Origin of the sequence: Streptomyces griseorubiginosus, assembly GCF_036345115.1 — a bacterium.
Lineage (GTDB): Bacteria > Actinomycetota > Actinomycetes > Streptomycetales > Streptomycetaceae > Streptomyces > Streptomyces griseorubiginosus_C.
In genome coordinates, this window is sequence record NZ_CP107766.1 from 3824684 (window position 1) to 3841250 (window position 16567).

12 protein-coding genes and 1 tRNA gene are annotated in these 16567 nt (G+C 67.1%); 1 reads left to right on the forward strand and 12 read right to left on the reverse strand.

The window, feature by feature from the left end; genetic code table 11:
* Positions 1 to 182: 182 nt before the first annotated feature.
* The 12 genes from OHN19_RS17115 to OHN19_RS17170 form a co-directional block, all read right to left on the reverse strand.
* Complete coding sequence (locus OHN19_RS17115) at positions 183 to 647, reverse strand: DUF1707 and DUF4190 domain-containing protein (RefSeq protein WP_330269637.1); 465 nt, start codon at positions 645 to 647, stop codon at positions 183 to 185.
* Between the two features lie 357 nt (positions 648 to 1004).
* Positions 1005 to 4904, reverse strand: coding sequence for a DNA-directed RNA polymerase subunit beta' (locus tag OHN19_RS17120; RefSeq protein WP_330265016.1), 3900 nt, complete (start codon positions 4902 to 4904; stop codon positions 1005 to 1007).
* Positions 4905 to 5004: 100 nt separating this feature from the next.
* Entirely contained in the window at positions 5005 to 8490 is a 3486-nt protein-coding gene (gene rpoB / locus OHN19_RS17125) for a DNA-directed RNA polymerase subunit beta (RefSeq protein WP_123762501.1), read from the reverse strand.
* Between the two features lie 558 nt (positions 8491 to 9048).
* Positions 9049 to 9438 (reverse strand): 50S ribosomal protein L7/L12, encoded by a 390-nt coding sequence (gene rplL / locus OHN19_RS17130; protein WP_062023368.1) that lies wholly within the window; start codon positions 9436 to 9438, stop codon positions 9049 to 9051.
* A gap of 115 nt (positions 9439 to 9553) precedes the next feature.
* Positions 9554 to 10084: a 50S ribosomal protein L10 gene (gene rplJ / locus OHN19_RS17135; protein ID WP_123762500.1), complete on the reverse strand. Its 531-nt coding sequence runs from the start codon at positions 10082 to 10084 to the stop codon at positions 9554 to 9556.
* Positions 10085 to 10372: 288 nt separating this feature from the next.
* Complete coding sequence (locus OHN19_RS17140; protein ID WP_330265017.1) at positions 10373 to 11224, reverse strand: DUF1396 domain-containing protein; 852 nt, start codon at positions 11222 to 11224, stop codon at positions 10373 to 10375.
* A gap of 90 nt (positions 11225 to 11314) precedes the next feature.
* Positions 11315 to 12160, reverse strand: coding sequence for a hypothetical protein (locus OHN19_RS17145; protein WP_330265018.1), 846 nt, complete (start codon positions 12158 to 12160; stop codon positions 11315 to 11317).
* A 113-nt stretch (positions 12161 to 12273) separates the two neighbouring features.
* Entirely contained in the window at positions 12274 to 12999 is a 726-nt protein-coding gene (gene rplA / locus OHN19_RS17150; protein WP_053846804.1) for a 50S ribosomal protein L1, read from the reverse strand.
* An 83-nt stretch (positions 13000 to 13082) separates the two neighbouring features.
* Positions 13083 to 13517 carry a 50S ribosomal protein L11 gene (rplK, locus tag OHN19_RS17155; RefSeq protein WP_030317334.1) on the reverse strand — a complete coding sequence of 145 codons (435 nt, stop codon included), beginning with the start codon at positions 13515 to 13517 and terminating at the stop codon, positions 13083 to 13085.
* 165 nt (positions 13518 to 13682) lie between these two features.
* A complete protein-coding gene (gene nusG, locus OHN19_RS17160) occupies positions 13683 to 14543 on the reverse strand; it encodes a transcription termination/antitermination protein NusG (protein WP_330265019.1) in 861 nt (286 codons plus the stop codon).
* A gap of 80 nt (positions 14544 to 14623) precedes the next feature.
* Complete coding sequence (gene secE, locus OHN19_RS17165) at positions 14624 to 14911, reverse strand: preprotein translocase subunit SecE (RefSeq protein WP_123762496.1); 288 nt, start codon at positions 14909 to 14911, stop codon at positions 14624 to 14626.
* 108 nt (positions 14912 to 15019) lie between these two features.
* Positions 15020 to 15092 (reverse strand) — tRNA-Trp (locus OHN19_RS17170).
* A 248-nt stretch (positions 15093 to 15340) separates the two neighbouring features.
* Here OHN19_RS17170 and OHN19_RS17175 point away from each other — a divergent pair.
* Positions 15341 to 16567 carry a pyridoxal phosphate-dependent aminotransferase gene (locus tag OHN19_RS17175; protein ID WP_330265020.1) on the forward strand — a complete coding sequence of 409 codons (1227 nt, stop codon included), beginning with the start codon at positions 15341 to 15343 and terminating at the stop codon, positions 16565 to 16567.

Sequence of the window (16567 nt, forward strand, 5' to 3'; positions counted from 1 at the left end):
TCAAGGCACGCACGAGAGCCAGGGCACACCCCAGGCACAAGGTCTGAGCGTACCTAGCTCATTCGCTGCGGTCAAAACAAATGGGGTCGGGCCGCATCGTTATGCGGCGTGTGTCAAGCCCCTACGCCGTGGACGATCTTCGATTTCACATTCCGCACACGTGGGAGCACAGCCCGGCACCCTCACCCGGAGGCGAGCCCCACCGCGACCATCAGGGTCAGCAGCACCGACCACGCGGCGATGGACAGCCAGCCGAACACCAGCCCGGTCAGCGCGAACCCGTCGCCGCTCTCCCCGGTCCTCTCCATCTCCGCGCGCGCCGCGTGTCCGAGGATCACCGCGGGAATCCCGGTGAACCCGAAGGTCGGCACGCACAGCAGCCCGCACACCGCGGCTCCGACCGCCTTCCCGTTGGCCCGCGGCCGCGGTGCGGGCAGGAACGTCCGCGGCACGGCGGTGTAGGGCGCCGGCTGCGGCACGGGCCCGAGCGGCAGATCGGCCACGAGCAGCGCCAGCTCCCCCACGGTCCGCGCCCCGTACGCCCGCTCCACCCGCTTGTCGAACTCCCCCTTCTCCAGCCGCCCCTCCCCGTACCCGGCCCGCAACACGTCGACGGCCCGCTCCCGGTCGGCGTGCGAGGCGAGCATGGCGGAGGCGCCGGGGTGCGGGGCGGGGTGCGAGGCGCCGGGGTGCTGGCCTGGACGGGAGACGGGCTGAGGAGCCGCGTACCCGGGCCAGGGGCGCGCGACAGGGGCGCCCGCGCCGGTCCAGGGCCCGGCGACCGGAGCGTCCGCCGGAGCCTCCCTGCCCGGCTCTGACGGCCACTGGTCCCTGTCCTGCCACGGTTGCCACGACGGTTGCGACACGGAGCACCCCCTGAGAGGTCGAATGCCTCCATGATGCTCCAACGCTCCGATATCGGGACAGGTTCCGCCCAGACCACCCCCGTCCACGCCGAAGGGCGGCCACCCCAAAGGATGACCGCCCTTCACCAAGCAACCCGCTTACTGGTTGTACGGACCGTAGTCGTAGTCCTCCAGCGGAACGGCCTGGCCGGAGCCCGTGCCGAACGGCGAGTAGTCGATGTCGTCGTAGCCGACGGCCGAGTACATCGCGGCCTTGGCCTCCTCGGTCGGCTCCACCCGGATGTTGCGGTAGCGGGACAGACCCGTACCGGCCGGGATGAGCTTACCGATGATGACGTTCTCCTTGAGGCCGATGAGGCTGTCGGACTTGGCGTTGATCGCCGCGTCCGTCAGGACTCGGGTCGTCTCCTGGAAGGAGGCGGCCGACAGCCAGGATTCCGTCGCCAGCGAGGCCTTGGTGATACCCATCAGCTGCGGACGACCGGAGGCCGGGTGACCGCCCTCCTGGACCACACGACGGTTCTCGGTCTCGAACTTCGAGCGCTCGACCAGCTCACCGGGCAGCAGCTCGGCGTCGCCGGACTCGATGATCGTCACGCGGCGCAGCATCTGCCGGATGATGATCTCGATGTGCTTGTCGTGGATCGACACACCCTGCGAGTTGTAGACCTTCTGGACCTCGCCGACCAGGTGGACCTGGACGGCACGCTGGCCCAGGATGCGCAGCACGTCGTGCGGGTTGGTGGCACCCACGGTGAGCTTCTGGCCCACCTCGACGTGCTCGCCCTCGCTGACCAGGAGTCGGGCGCGCTTCGAGATCGGGAACGCCGTCTCGTCGCTGCCGTCGTCCGGCGTGATGACGATCTTCTTGGTCTTCTCGGTCTCCTCGATCCGCACGCGGCCCTGGGCCTCGGAGATCGGGGCGACACCCTTCGGGGTACGGGCCTCGAAGAGCTCGACGACACGCGGCAGACCCTGGGTGATGTCGTCACCGGCCACACCACCGGTGTGGAAGGTACGCATCGTCAGCTGGGTACCGGGCTCACCGATGGACTGGGCGGCGATGATGCCGACCGCCTCACCGATGTCGACCAGCTTGCCGGTGGCCAGCGAGCGGCCGTAGCACATGGCGCAGGTGCCGACGGCGGACTCGCAGGTCAGGACCGAGCGGGTCTTGACCGTGGAGACACCGTGCCGGACCAGCTCGTCGATGAGCACGTCACCCAGGTCGGTACCGGCCGGGGCCAGCACCTTGCCGTCGACGACGATCTCCTCGGCGAGGCAGCGCGCGTACACGGACGTCTCGACGTCGTCCGCCTTGCGCAGCACGCCGTCCGCGCCGACCTCCGCGATGTTGAGCTTGAGGCCACGGTCGGTGCCGCAGTCCTCCTCGCGGATGATGACGTCCTGCGAGACGTCCACCAGACGACGGGTCAGGTAACCCGAGTCGGCGGTACGCAGGGCGGTGTCGGCCAGACCCTTACGGGCACCGTGCGTGGAGATGAAGTACTCCAGCACGGACAGGCCCTCACGGAAGGACGCCTTGATGGGACGCGGGATCGTCTCGTTCTTGGCGTTCGACACCAGACCACGCATACCGGCGATCTGCCGCATCTGCATCATGTTTCCTCGGGCACCCGAGTCAACCATCATGAAGATGGGGTTCGTCTTGGGGAAGTTCTCGTTCATCGCCTCGGCGACCTCGTTGGTCGCCTTGGTCCAGATCGCGATGAGCTCCTGAGTGCGCTCTTCCTTGGTGATCAGACCGCGCTCGTACTGCTTCTGGACCTTCTCGTCCTGCGCCTCGTAGCCCTTGACGATCTCCTTCTTCGCCTCGGGAACGACGACGTCGGAGATGGCCACGGTGACACCGGAACGGGTCGCCCAGTAGAAGCCGGCCGCCTTCAGGTTGTCGAGCGTCGCCGCCACGATGACCTTGGGGTAGCGCTCGGCCAGGTCGTTGACGATCTCGGAGAGCTGCTTCTTGCCCACCGAGTAGTCGACGAACGGGTAGTCCTCGGGCAGCAGCTCGTTGAAGAGCGCGCGGCCCAGGGTCGTGCGCAGCCGGAAGCTGTCGCCCGTCTGGTACTCCGGCTCGCCCTCCTCGGCCACCGGCGGCGTCCAGCCACGCGGCGGGATGGTGCCCACCGGGAAGCGGATGTCGATCGGCGACTGGAGCGCCAGCTCACCGGCGTCGAACGCCATGATCGCCTCGGCCGTGGAGCCGAACGCGCGGCCCTCGCCCTTGGTGTCACGCAGCTCGCCGTCGGTGGTGAGGAAGAACAGACCGAGGACCATGTCCTGGGTCGGCATCGTCACCGGACGGCCGTCGGCGGGCTTGAGGATGTTGTTCGAGGACAGCATCAGGATGCGGGCCTCGGCCTGCGCCTCCGCGGACAGCGGCAGGTGCACGGCCATCTGGTCGCCGTCGAAGTCCGCGTTGAACGCGGTGCAGACGAGCGGGTGGATCTGGATGGCCTTGCCCTCGACCAGCTGCGGCTCGAAGGCCTGGATGCCGAGTCGGTGCAGGGTGGGAGCACGGTTCAGCAGCACCGGGTGCTCGGCGATGACCTCTTCGAGAACGTCGTACACGACCGTGCGGCCGCGCTCCACCATGCGCTTGGCGCTCTTGATGTTCTGCGCGTGGTTGAGGTCCACGAGCCGCTTCATCACGAACGGCTTGAAGAGCTCCAGCGCCATCGCCTTCGGCAGACCGCACTGGTGCAGCTTGAGCTGCGGACCGACGACGATCACGGAACGCGCGGAGTAGTCCACACGCTTGCCGAGCAGGTTCTGACGGAATCGACCCTGCTTGCCCTTCAGCATGTCGCTGAGGGACTTCAGCGGGCGGTTACCGGGACCGGTGACCGGACGGCCACGACGGCCGTTGTCGAACAGCGCGTCCACGGCCTCCTGGAGCATGCGCTTCTCGTTGTTCACGATGATCTCGGGCGCACCGAGGTCGAGAAGGCGCTTCAGGCGGTTGTTCCGGTTGATCACACGGCGGTACAGGTCGTTCAGGTCGGAGGTCGCGAAGCGGCCACCGTCCAGCTGCACCATCGGGCGAAGGTCCGGCGGGATGACCGGCACGCAGTCGAGCACCATGCCCTTGGGGCTGTTGCTGGTCTGCAGGAACGCGGAGACGACCTTGAGGCGCTTGAGCGCACGGGTCTTCTTCTGGCCCTTGCCGGTACGGATGATCTCGCGGAGCTTCTCGGCCTCCTCGTCGAGGTCGAAGGACTCCAGGCGCTTCTGCAGCGCCGCGGCACCCATCGAACCGTCGAAGTAGGTGCCGAAGCGGTCCCGCAGCTCGCGGTAGAGCAGCTCGTCACCCTCGAGGTCCTGGACCTTGAGGTTCTTGAAGCGGGTCCACACCTCGTCGAGACGGTCGATCTCGCGCTGCGCACGGTCGCGCAGCTGCTTCATCTCACGCTCGGCACCCTCGCGCACCTTGCGGCGCACGTCGGCCTTGGCACCCTCGGCCTCCAGCTCGGCCAGGTCCGACTCGAGCTTCTTGGCGCGGGCCTCCAGGTCGGCGTCCCGGCGGTTCTCGACCTGCTGGCGCTCCACGGAGACGTGCGCCTCCAGGGAGGGCAGGTCGCGGGTACGGCGCTCCTCGTCGACGTACGTGATCATGTACGCGGCGAAGTAGATGACCTTCTCGAGGTCCTTCGGGGCGAGGTCGAGCAGGTAGCCCAGCCGCGACGGAACGCCCTTGAAGTACCAGATGTGGGTGACGGGAGCGGCCAGCTCGATGTGGCCCATCCGCTCACGGCGCACCTTGGCGCGAGTGACCTCGACGCCGCAGCGCTCACAGATGATGCCCTTGAAGCGGACGCGCTTGTACTTGCCGCAGTAGCACTCCCAGTCCCGGGTCGGACCGAAGATCTTCTCGCAGAAGAGTCCGTCCTTTTCGGGCTTGAGGGTGCGGTAGTTGATGGTCTCGGGCTTCTTGACCTCGCCGTGGCTCCACTGACGGATGTCGTCAGCGGTGGCCAGGCCGATCCGGAGCTCGTCGAAGAAGTTGACGTCGAGCACTATGCGTCAATCCCTCTCAGGGTTGTAAGTCACGGGGTCTGATACGGGGGTCCTGGGGCCGGCCGGAGGATCCTCACCAGGTCCTCCGGCCGGACTCCCGTCAGACCTCTTCGACGCTGCTCGGCTCGCGCCGGGACAGGTCGATGCCGAGTTCTTCCGCAGCGCGGAAGACGTCCTCGTCGGTGTCGCGCATCTCGATGGACATGCCGTCCGAGGACAGCACCTCCACGTTGAGGCACAGGGACTGCATCTCCTTGATGAGCACCTTGAAGGACTCGGGGATGCCGGGCTCGGGGATGTTCTCGCCCTTGACGATGGCCTCGTAGACCTTCACGCGGCCGGTCACGTCGTCGGACTTGATGGTCAGCAGCTCCTGGAGGGCGTACGCGGCGCCGTAAGCCTCCAGCGCCCACACCTCCATCTCACCGAAGCGCTGGCCACCGAACTGGGCCTTACCACCCAGCGGCTGCTGGGTGATCATCGAGTACGGACCGGTCGAGCGGGCGTGCAGCTTGTCGTCGACCAGGTGGTGCAGCTTGAGGATGTACATGTACCCGATCGAGATCGGGTCCGGGAACGGCTCACCGGAGCGGCCGTCGAACAGCCTCGCCTTACCGGTCGGCTGCACCATGCGCTCGCCGTCCCGGTTCGGGATGGTGTGCTGGAGCAGACCGGCCAGCTCGTCCTCGCGGGCACCGTCGAAGACCGGGGTCGCGACGTTGGTGCCGGGGGCGACGGAGTCGGCGCCGATCGCCTGGAGGCGCTGCGCCCAGTCCTCGGCGAGGCCGGAGACGTCCCAGCCGCGGCTGGCGAGCCAGCCGAGGTGGATCTCCAGGACCTGTCCCGGGTTCATTCGGGACGGGACACCCAGCGGGTTGAGGATGATGTCGACCGGGGTGCCGTCCTCCAGGAACGGCATGTCCTCGATCGGCAGGATCTTGGAGATGACGCCCTTGTTGCCGTGCCGGCCGGCGAGCTTGTCACCGTCGGTGATCTTGCGCTTCTGCGCCACGTACACGCGCACCAGCTGGTTCACACCGGGGGGAAGCTCGTCGCCCTCCTCGCGGTCGAAGACGCGGACGCCGATGACCTTGCCGGTCTCGCCGTGCGGCACCTTCAGCGAGGTGTCACGGACCTCACGGGCCTTCTCACCGAAGATCGCGCGCAGCAGGCGCTCCTCCGGCGTCAGCTCGGTCTCACCCTTGGGCGTGACCTTGCCGACGAGGATGTCACCGGCGATGACCTCGGCACCGATGCGGATGATGCCGCGCTCGTCGAGGTCGGCGAGGACCTCCTCGGAGACGTTCGGGATGTCCCGGGTGATCTCCTCGGGGCCGAGCTTGGTGTCACGGGCGTCGACCTCGTGCTCCTCGATGTGGATCGAGGAGAGGACGTCGTCCTGCACGAGGCGCTGCGACAGGATGATCGCGTCCTCGTAGTTGTGACCCTCCCACGGCATGAACGCGACCAGCAGGTTCTTGCCGAGCGCCATCTCGCCGTTCTGGGTGGCGGGACCGTCGGCGAGCACCTGGCCCGTGATGATCCGGTCGCCCTCGTTGACGATGACCTTCTGGTTGACCGAGGTGCCCTGGTTGGACCGGGAGAACTTGGCCAGGCGGTACGTGATGTACGTGCCGTCGTCGTTGGCGGTGGTGATGTAGTCCGCGGAGACCTCCTGGACCACACCGTCCTTCTCGGCCTTGACCACGTCGCCGGCGTCGACGGCGGAGCGGTACTCCATGCCGGTGCCGACGAGCGGGGACTCGCTCTTGATGAGGGGCACGGCCTGACGCATCATGTTCGCGCCCATGAGGGCACGGTTGGCGTCGTCGTGCTCGAGGAACGGGATCATGGCGGTCGCGACCGACACCATCTGGCGCGGCGAGACGTCCATGTAGTCGACGTCGTCACCGGGGACGTAGTCGACCTCGCCGCCACGACGGCGGACCAGGACCCGGGCCTCCTCGAACCGCATGTCGTCGTTGAGCGTGGCGTTGGCCTGCGCGATGACGAAGCGGTCCTCCTCGTCGGCCGTCAGGTAGTCCACCTCGTCGGTGACCTGACCGTCGACGACCTTGCGGTACGGCGTCTCCACGAAACCGAACGCGTTGACGCGGCCGTAGGAGGCGAGCGAGCCGATCAGACCGATGTTCGGGCCTTCAGGGGTCTCGATCGGGCACATGCGGCCGTAGTGCGAGGGGTGCACGTCACGGACCTCGAAGCCGGCCCGCTCACGGGAGAGACCACCCGGGCCAAGAGCCGACAGACGGCGCTTGTGGGTGAGACCCGACAGCGGGTTGTTCTGGTCCATGAACTGCGACAGCTGGCTGGTGCCGAAGAACTCCTTGATGGAGGCGACGACCGGCCGGATGTTGATCAGGGTCTGCGGCGTGATCGCCTCGACGTCCTGGGTCGTCATGCGCTCACGGACGACGCGCTCCATACGAGCCAGACCCGTGCGGACCTGGTTCTGGATGAGCTCGCCGACGCTGCGCAGACGACGGTTGCCGAAGTGGTCGATGTCGTCGGTCTCGACGACGATCGAGGTGCCGCTGTCACCGGTGGTCTCGGTCTCGCCCGCGTGCAGCTTCACCAGGTACTTGATCGTCGAGATGATGTCCTCGACGGTCAGGATGCCCGCGTCCAGCGGAGCGTCCGCACCCAGCTTCTTGTTGACCTTGTAGCGGCCGACCTTGGCCAGGTCGTAGCGCTTGGGGTTGAAGTAGAGGTTCTCGAGCAGCGTCTGCGCGGCCTCACGCGTGGGCGGCTCGCCCGGACGCAGCTTGCGGTAGATGTCGAGCAGCGCGTCGTCCTGGCCCTGGGTGTGGTCCTTCTCCAGGGTGGCGCGCATCGACTCGTACTCGCCGAACTCCTCGAGGATCTGCTCGGTGGTCCAGCCGAGAGCCTTCAGGAGGACGGTGACGGACTGCTTGCGCTTGCGGTCGATGCGGACACCGACCATGTCGCGCTTGTCGATCTCCATCTCCAGCCAGGCACCCCGGGACGGGATGATCTTGGCGGAGAAGATGTCCTTGTCGGACGTCTTGTCGATGGAGGAGTCGAAGTAGACACCGGGCGAACGGACCAGCTGCGACACCACGACACGCTCGGTGCCGTTGATGACGAAGGTGCCCTTGTTGGTCATGAGCGGGAAGTCGCCCATGAAGACCGTCTGGGACTTGATCTCCCCGGTCTCGTTGTTGGTGAACTCGGCCGTCACGAAGAGCGGGGCGGCGTACGTGAAGTCGCGCTCCTTGCACTCGTCGATGCTGTTCTTCGGCGGTTCGAAACGGTGGTCGCGGAACGTCAGCGACATCGACCCGGAGAAGTCCTCGATCGGAGAGATCTCCTCGAAGATCTCCTCCAGACCGGACTTGGTGGGGACGTCCTGACCGGACTCCAGAGCCGCCTCGACCCGACTCTGCCAGGCGGTGTTCCCGAGCAGCCAGTCAAAGCTCTCGGTCTGCAGCGCGAGCAGGTTGGGAACCTCGAGGGGCTCCTTGATCTTTGCAAAAGAGATGCGCAGCGGGGCGGTGCTGGCGCCGTTGTTCGTATTCGCGGTCGAGGCAGTGCGCGAGGCGGCCAAGAGGGGGTCCTTCCGAGGGCTCGGACTCACTACGCGCTCCCCGGGCCCTCACCCAGGACACAGAGACAGGTCTCTCCGATTTGACCAAAAGGCCAGGTCGGAGATGGTCCGGTCGTCGATGCTGAGGCGAGGGCAGACCCCTGGTGACGGGCAGGGGACAGCTAACAGGCAGCGCAAAGGGTCAGTGTAGCCAGTTGGCGCACTGATGTCCAGCCCTGCTTTTCTGCCCGGTCTTCAAAAACTCTCGCTGCCCTCAACGTCCTCGGCATGGTGCCCTCAACGCACGTTGATACTGCCCTCTTCGTCGCCGATCCATGCCTCGGATTCGGACCGTTCTGGCGACGCGTCCTGAGAATTGCGCGCTGCGTGCGGTTCGTCAAGGCCTCCCTGCCCGAACCCGGGGTTTCGGGAGACACGACGAAGATCACCATACCCCCCGCTCACGGAGGGGCAAGGCAACCGTGACCGCGCCTCCAGGAACGCCGAAGAGCGACCACCCGGATGGATGATCGCTCTTCGGTGCTTACGCGTTACAGGTCCGCGGGGACCTGTGAGGTGTTACTTGACCTCGACCGAGGCGCCGGCGCCCTTGAGGGACTCGGCGGCCTTCTCGGCGGCCTCCTTGGCGACCTTCTCGAGAACGGGCTTCGGGGCGCCGTCCACGAGGTCCTTGGCCTCCTTCAGACCCAGGGAGGTCAGCTCACGCACGACCTTGATGACCTGGATCTTCTTGTCGCCGGCACCGGTGAGGATGACGTCGAACTCGTCCTGCTCCTCAGCGGCCTCGGCACCACCGGCGGCACCGCCGGCGGCCGGGGCGGCAACGGCGACGGCCGCGGCGGCGGTGACGTCGAACTTCTCCTCGAAGGCCTTCACGAACTCGGAGAGCTCGATGAGGGTCATCTCCTCGAACTGCGCGAGCAGGTCTTCCTGGCTGAGCTTCGCCATGAGGGGCGATCCTTCCACTAATTTCGGCAGGTGCCGGATGTATCGAAACGGCGGGCGTACTTACGGCCCGCTACGACCCGCGCCTCAGGCGGCGTGGATCAATGCGCGAGCCGAATTACTCGGCACCGCCCTGCTCGTCCTGCTTGGCGCGAAGCGCGTCCACGGTGCGGACGAGCTTCGACGGGAGCGCCTGGAAGACCTGAGCAGCCTGAGTCTGCTTGCCCTTGAAGGCACCCGCCAGCTTGGCGAGCAGAACCTCGCGGGACTCGAGGTCCGCAAGCTTCTTGATCTCGTCGGCGGACAGCGCCTTGCCATCAAGGACACCGCCCTTGATGACGAGGTTCGGGTTGTCCTTGGCGAAGTCACGAAGACCCTTCGCCGACTCCACCGGGTCACCGGTGACGAAGGCGACCGCCGTCGGACCGTTGAACAGGTCGTCGAGCGTCGTGATCCCGGCCTCGTTGGCCGCAATCTTGGTCAGCGTGTTCTTCACCACGGCGTACTGGGCGTTCTCACCGAGCGAACGGCGCAGGTTCTTGAGCTGCGCCACGGTGAGACCCCGGTACTCGGTCAGCACGGCGGCGTTCGAGCTGCGGAACTGCTCCGTCAGCTCGGCTACCGCGGCAGCCTTGTCGGGCCTTGCCATAGAGCGTCGGCCTCCTTCCGGGTGATGAGGACCGCTCAGAAGGGGCTGAACAAGACGAAACGCCCCGGCGCAGGCGCACGGGGCGTGGCTCGACCGGAACACGCAACCTTGCGGCAGCGGAATCCAGGAGCAACTTCCACAGTCACCTGCGCGGGTCGTCCGCGATTCTCAGCGGATCCTTCGGCCACCGCACCCCCTTGCGAGGACACGGCAACGACCAGCGGTCTTTGGCTTCTGTAGGAGCGTACGTGACCGGATCCCTGTCAAGCAAATCCGGCCCTACGACGCTCAGCTGCTCTGGAGCTCCTTCATCATCTCGGCCAGGTCGGCGGTCTCGCCGGCGGGCGGCGCCTCGACGGTGACGGGCTTGTTGTAGTCGAGGAAGGTGAAGGTCATGTCGAACTTGCCCTTGGTGGCGTCGCCCTGCATGCGGAACTGCTTGGCGTGCTCCTCGCCGTCGACCCACATGTCCATCGTGAACTTGTCCAGGCCCAGCTTCTCGAGCTGCTCGGTGCTCTTCTCGCGCTGCTCACGGACCGACTTGTCGGCGTCCTTGAAGGAGGCCTTCAGCTCGGCCAGCGTGACGTCACCCGCGTAGTGGGTGGTCTTGACCCCGTCGATCGTCTCGGTGCCGACCTTCTTCACGTCCTTGGCGCCGTTGAGGAAGGAGGACATGGAGGCAGGGTTCTGGTCGGCCTGGCCGGCGCCGGGCGCGGTGGCGCCGAGGCCACCGTCCTTGCCGAGCGCGGACAGGTCGAACTTCATCCACTTCTTGCCGTCCATCTCCTTGGCCAGCTCGGGGTTGCCCCCGATGTACATGGCCTTGTCGACGAGCCGGATCTCCGCGGAGCCCTCTCCGTCCGCGGTCATCTTCATGCTCATCGCGAGGTCGGGCTTGGTCCGCATGGAGGCCTCGGCCACGACCTTGCCCTGCTCGGGCATCTCGCCCTTCATGCGGTAGCGGAAGGAGGTGATCTCCTCCGTGTTCTTCGCCGCCTTGGCGACGGCGGCCGCGGGAGTCATCTCCGGCGACTCCTCGCCCCCCTTGCCACAGCTCACCGCGCCCGAGGCCAGGGCCACGGCCGCGAGGCCGACGCCGATGGTCCGACAGCGCGCGGAACGTCGTACAGAAGTAGCCATTGATTCCCCCCAAGGAACACATGGTCGATTCACAGCAAGACCGCGAGCTTATCCGAGAGGGGTGACAGGGGTCGCTGAATTCCCCGTGGCTCAGGAGGGGTTGGTGCCTGACTGTGACAGGAGGGACGTGAAGTCCTGGGTGTCCGCGGCCGGCGGCCGGTGTACGGCGACCTTGACGCCGTAGTCGCTGTAGTGGGCGGTCTGGGTGACCTTGCCGTTGGCGGTGCTGGTCTTCTCGACCTTCTTGACCAGGAGGTTCTTCTCGTCGATCCAGATGTCGACGCTCTCGCCGGTGACGCCCGCGTCCTCCAGGCGCCTTTGGAGCCCGGCGTCGGTGACGTCGCCGACCGTCACGGTGCCGGAGTAGTGCCGGGTGGCCCGGCCGTCCACGGTCTCCGCGCCGACCTCGCGCACGTCCTCGGAGTCCAGGAGCAGCCGCACCGACTGGTCGGGGGTGGTGGAGCGCATCTGGTCGGCGAGGTCGGCGCCGCCGCCGAGGCTCCTCAGGTCCTCGTAGGCGTACTTGAGCCAGTGCCTGCCGCCCGTCTTCGCGGCGAAGGTGTCGCCCAGGCGCGCGTAGTAGGCGTCGGAGAGGTAGCGGGCCTCCATGGAGGTCACACCGAGGCCGCGCATCGTCTCGGCCGCGGTGCCGCCGGTGTAGTGCAGCGTGAGGGTGCCGGAGAGGCCGTCGCGCCAGGCGAGGAGGCCGTCGGCGGTGAGGGACAGCTGGCTGCCCATCACCGTGGTGGACCGCACCCGGGCCGTCCCGGCCTGCTGGGTGGAGCGCTCGGCGGTGCGCAGGGCCGGGAGGGCGGCGGGGGCCGAGGCGGTGTGCGTGGCTTCCGGCCTGTCGGGTGAGCCTGAGGAGGTGCAGGCGACCAGTCCCGTCAGCGCGGCGAACGCCGCGAGCCGGACCGTCGCCGTCGTCCTCTTCATTCGTCCCCCCGGTACAAGTGCCCTGCTCGCACGCTAACTCAGAGCACTGGTCCCGCACATGGGAACGGGCCCCGCACCTCGAAAGGTGCGGGGCCCGTGAACCTGCCGGTGTCTCAGACCGCGGCCGGGTCCTCCTCGACGAGGAGGTTGCGGGTGCGGTTGGAGTCGACCGGGATGCCGGGGCCCATCGTGGTGCTGATGGCGGCCTTCTTGATGTACCGGCCCTTGGCGGCGGACGGCTTCAGACGGAGGATCTCCTCCAGGGCCGCGCCGTAGTTCTCCACCAGCTTGGTGTCGTCGAACGACGTCTTGCCGATGATGAAGTGCAGGTTCGAGTGCTTGTCGACGCGGAACTCGATCTTGCCGCCCTTGATGTCCGTGACAGCCTTCGTCACGTCCGGGGTCACGGTGCCGGTCTTGGGGTTCGGCATGAGACCACGGGGACCGAGCACGCGGCCGAGGCGGCCGACCTTGCCCATGAGGTCCGGGGTGGCGACGACGGCGTCGAAGTCCAGACGGCCCTTCGACACCTCGTCGATCAGCTCGTCGGCGCCGACGATGTCGGCGCCCGCGGCACGAGCGGCCTCGGCACGGTCACCGGTCGCGAAGACCAGGACCCGGGCGGTCTTACCGGTGCCGTGCGGGAGGTTCACGGTGCCACGGACCATCTGGTCGGCCTTGCGCGGGTCGACACCCAGACGGAAGGCGACCTCGACGGTGCCGTCGAACTTGGTCGTGGAGGTCTCCTTGGCGAGACGGACGGCCTCGAGCGGGGCGTACAGCTTCTCCCGGTCGATCTTCTCGTCCGCAGCGCGAAGGGCCTTGCTGCGCTTGCTCACAACTGCTCCTGTGTGTTCTTAGGAGTCGTGGTACGGGCCGAGCCGGCCCTGCCACTTCTGCTTGATGTACGGGGGGTTGGGGCTCAGCCCTCGACCGTGACGCCCATGGAACGCGCGGTGCCGGCGATGATCTTCGCGGCGGCGTCCAGGTCGTTGGCGTTGAGGTCGGGGAGCTTGGTGGTGGCGATCTCGCGGACCTGCGCCTCGGTGATCTTGGCGACCTTGGTCTTGTGCGGCTCGCCGGAGCCCTTCTCGATGCCCGCGGCCTTGAGGATCATCTTCGCGGCCGGCGGCGTCTTGGTGATGAAGGTGAAGGAGCGGTCCTCATAGACCGTGATCTCCACCGGGATCACCCAGCCACGCTGCGACTCGGTCGCGGCGTTGTACGCCTTGCAGAACTCCATGATGTTGACGCCGTGCTGACCCAGCGCGGGGCCGACCGGCGGAGCCGGGTTGGCGGCACCGGCCTGGATCTGGAGCTTGATGAGCCCCGTGACCTTCTTCTTCTTGGGAGGCATAGCTCTCCGGGTCCTTTCGATTCGGGTCCTGCCTGTGAACGGGGACCACCCGAACGCAGGCATACCGCACAACGATAGCGGGTATAGATGCGCGGCCAAAAACCGAGCAGGTCAGGAGAGCTAGGAGCAGCCCGCCTGACCTGGTCGGAAGCCTTCTGCGAAGAACTAGTTCTTCTGGATCTGGTCGAAGGACAGCTCGACCGGGGTCTCGCGGCCGAAGATCTCCACCAGGCCCTTGACCTTCTTGGAGTCGGCGTTGATCTCGTTGATCGTGGCCTGGAGGGTGGCGAAGGGGCCGTCGGTGACGGTGACCGAGTCGCCGACCTCGAAGTCGAGGACCTGGACCTCGACCTTGCGGGCCGGAGCCGGCTTGCCCTCGGCCTCGGCGGCCTCGCGGGCGGCCTTCTCCTCGGCCTCGGGGGCGAGCATCTTGACGATCTCGTCCAGAGTCAGCGGGTACGGGTCGTAGGCGTTGCCCACGAAGCCGGTCACGCCGGGGGTGTTGCGGACGACGCCCCAGGACTCGTTCGTCAGGTCCATGCGCACCAGCACATAGCCGGGGAGCTTGTTCTGACGGATCGTCTTGCGGTCGCCGTTCTTGATCTGGACGACCTCTTCCTGCGGCACCTCGGCCTGGAAGATGTAGTCCTCGACGTTGAGCGAGACGGCACGCTGCTCGAGGTTGGTCTTCACGCGGTTCTCGTAACCGGCGTAGGTGTGGATGACGTACCACTCGCCGGGCAGGGTCCGCAGCTCCTCGCGCAGGGCGGCGACGGGGTCGACCGGCTCGGCGGGCTCTTCCTCGACCTCTTCGGCGTCCTCGTCCTCGACGGCCTCGACGTCGCCGCCGGACTCGTCCCCGAACTCGTCCTCGGTGTGGAGAGCGGCTTCCTCCGCGGGCTCGCCCGCCTCGGCGTCGGCAGCCTCGACCTCGTCCAGGTCCTCGTCCGCGCCCTCGACGATGTCGAGCTCGTCGTCGACAGACTCGTCGGGCTCGATGGCGTCGTTCAGGTTCTGGTCAGACACGGTGGCTGCTTCTTCCTGGATACAAGGGGTGGAACATGCGAAAAGGGGCGCCGGTAACCTCGGCGCCCTTCGCTCTGTGCTCAGCCGAATACGTACTTGGCGGCGTGGTTGAGTCCATAGTCAATCACGGTCACCAGACCGATCATGACGAGAACGAAGACGATCACCACGGTCGTGTACGTCGTCAGCTGGTTCCGCGTCGGCCAGACGACCTTGCGGAGTTCTGCGACGATCTGCCGGTAGAAGGTCGCCAGACGCTTCAGCGGGCCCTTCTTGGCACGCTTGCCGCCCTTGCGGGTCTTCTTCTGGGTCTCCGGCACTTCATCCTGGGCGCCAGGCGTATCGATGGAGCCCACGGCGTCCGCCATTCGTCCTCACCTGTTCCCGGGTCGTGGCCGTGCCGCGCCCGGTCGGAGCCGCACGGCGGTGCATTGCTGTACGTACATGCGCACACATCCTGGCGGGGAGGTGTGTAGCAGGGCCGGAGGGACTTGAACCCCCAACCGCCGGTTTTGGAGACCGGTGCTCTACCAATTGAGCTACGACCCTTTGTGTGCCCCCCAACGTACCGCATCCGACCGGGTGCTCGGTGTGCACCTGACGGGGCGGCTGCTGAAGGCCAACGAGGTGAGAGTGTACGTGGTCCGCGGCCCCCCGTCGAACAGAAAGCGCCCGTAGGGGCCTTGGGGAAGGAAGATCGCCCAGCGTGCGGTGCGAATCCGGACGGTTGTTCAACCGTTGTTCAGTCTGTGAAACCCGTGTGCCGGGGGAGTTTCCGGTCTGGAACGATGGGCCCCATGAGCGCTGCAACCCCTCCCACCGAGCGCCGGGTCTCCGCCCGAGTCGGCGCGATCTCCGAGTCCGCCACCCTCGCCGTGGACGCCAAGGCCAAGGCCCTCAAGGCCGCCGGGCGTCCGGTGATCGGCTTCGGCGCCGGTGAGCCGGACTTCCCGACCCCGGACTACATCGTCCAGGCCGCCGTCGAGGCCTGCTCGAACCCGAAGTACCACCGCTACACGCCGGCCGGCGGCCTCCCCGAGCTGAAGTCCGCGATCGCCGCGAAGACGCTGCGCGACTCCGGCTACGAGGTCGACGCGTCCCAGATCCTGGTGACCAACGGCGGCAAGCAGGCGATCTACGAGGCCTTCGCCGCGATCCTCGACCCGGGCGACGAGGTCATCGTCCCGGCGCCGTACTGGACGACCTACCCGGAGTCGATCCGGCTGGCCGGCGGTGTCCCGGTGGAGGTGGTCGCCGACGAGACGACCGGCTACCGGGTCTCCGTCGAGCAGCTGGAGGCGGCCCGCACCGAGAACACCAAGGTCGTCCTGTTCGTCTCCCCCTCCAACCCGACCGGCGCGGTCTACAGCCGCGAGCAGATCGAGGAGATCGGCCGCTGGGCGCTCGAGAAGGGCCTGTGGGTCCTGACCGACGAGATCTACGAGCACCTGGTCTACGGCGACGCCGAGTTCCACTCCCTGCCGGTGGTCGTGCCCGAGCTCGCCGACAAGACCATCGTGGTCAACGGTGTCGCGAAGACGTACGCCATGACCGGCTGGCGGGTGGGCTGGATCATCGGCCCGAAGGACGTCGTCAAGGCCGCGACCAACCTCCAGTCGCACGCCACGTCCAACGTGTCGAACGTCGCCCAGGTCGCGGCCCTCGCCGCGGTCTCCGGGAACCTCGACGCGGTGGCGGAGATGCGCACGGCCTTCGACCGCCGTCGCAAGACGATCGTCCGGATGCTCAACGAGATCGACGGCGTGTTCTGCCCCGAGCCCGAGGGCGCCTTCTACGCCTACCCCTCGGTCAAGGAGCTGCTCGGCAAGGAGATCCGCGGCAAGCGCCCGCAGGACACGGTCGAGCTGGCCGCGCTGATCCTGGAGGAGGCCGAGGTCGCGGTCGTCCCGGGCGAGGCCTTCGGCACGCCGGGCTACCTGCGGCTGTCGTACGCGCTGGGTGACGAGGATCTCGTCGAGGGCGTCAGCCGGATCCAGAAGCTGCTGGCGGAGGCGCGGGACTGA

What these genes read in the sequence shown, in the direction of transcription:
- OHN19_RS17115 (WP_330269637.1), bottom strand. Translation starts at nt 647, where the DNA reads ATGCTCGCCTCGCACGCCGACCGGGAGCGGGCCGTCGACGTGTTGCGG.
- rplL (WP_062023368.1), bottom strand. Translation starts at nt 9,438, where the DNA reads ATGGCGAAGCTCAGCCAGGAAGACCTGCTCGCGCAGTTCGAGGAGATG.
- rplJ (WP_123762500.1), bottom strand. Translation starts at nt 10,084, where the DNA reads ATGGCAAGGCCCGACAAGGCTGCCGCGGTAGCCGAGCTGACGGAGCAG.
- OHN19_RS17140 (WP_330265017.1), bottom strand. Translation starts at nt 11,224, where the DNA reads ATGGCTACTTCTGTACGACGTTCCGCGCGCTGTCGGACCATCGGCGTC.
- OHN19_RS17145 (WP_330265018.1), bottom strand. Translation starts at nt 12,160, where the DNA reads ATGAAGAGGACGACGGCGACGGTCCGGCTCGCGGCGTTCGCCGCGCTG.
- rplK (WP_030317334.1), bottom strand. Translation starts at nt 13,517, where the DNA reads ATGCCTCCCAAGAAGAAGAAGGTCACGGGGCTCATCAAGCTCCAGATC.
- secE (WP_123762496.1), bottom strand. Translation starts at nt 14,911, where the DNA reads ATGGCGGACGCCGTGGGCTCCATCGATACGCCTGGCGCCCAGGATGAA.
- OHN19_RS17175 (WP_330265020.1), top strand. Translation starts at nt 15,341, where the DNA reads ATGAGCGCTGCAACCCCTCCCACCGAGCGCCGGGTCTCCGCCCGAGTC.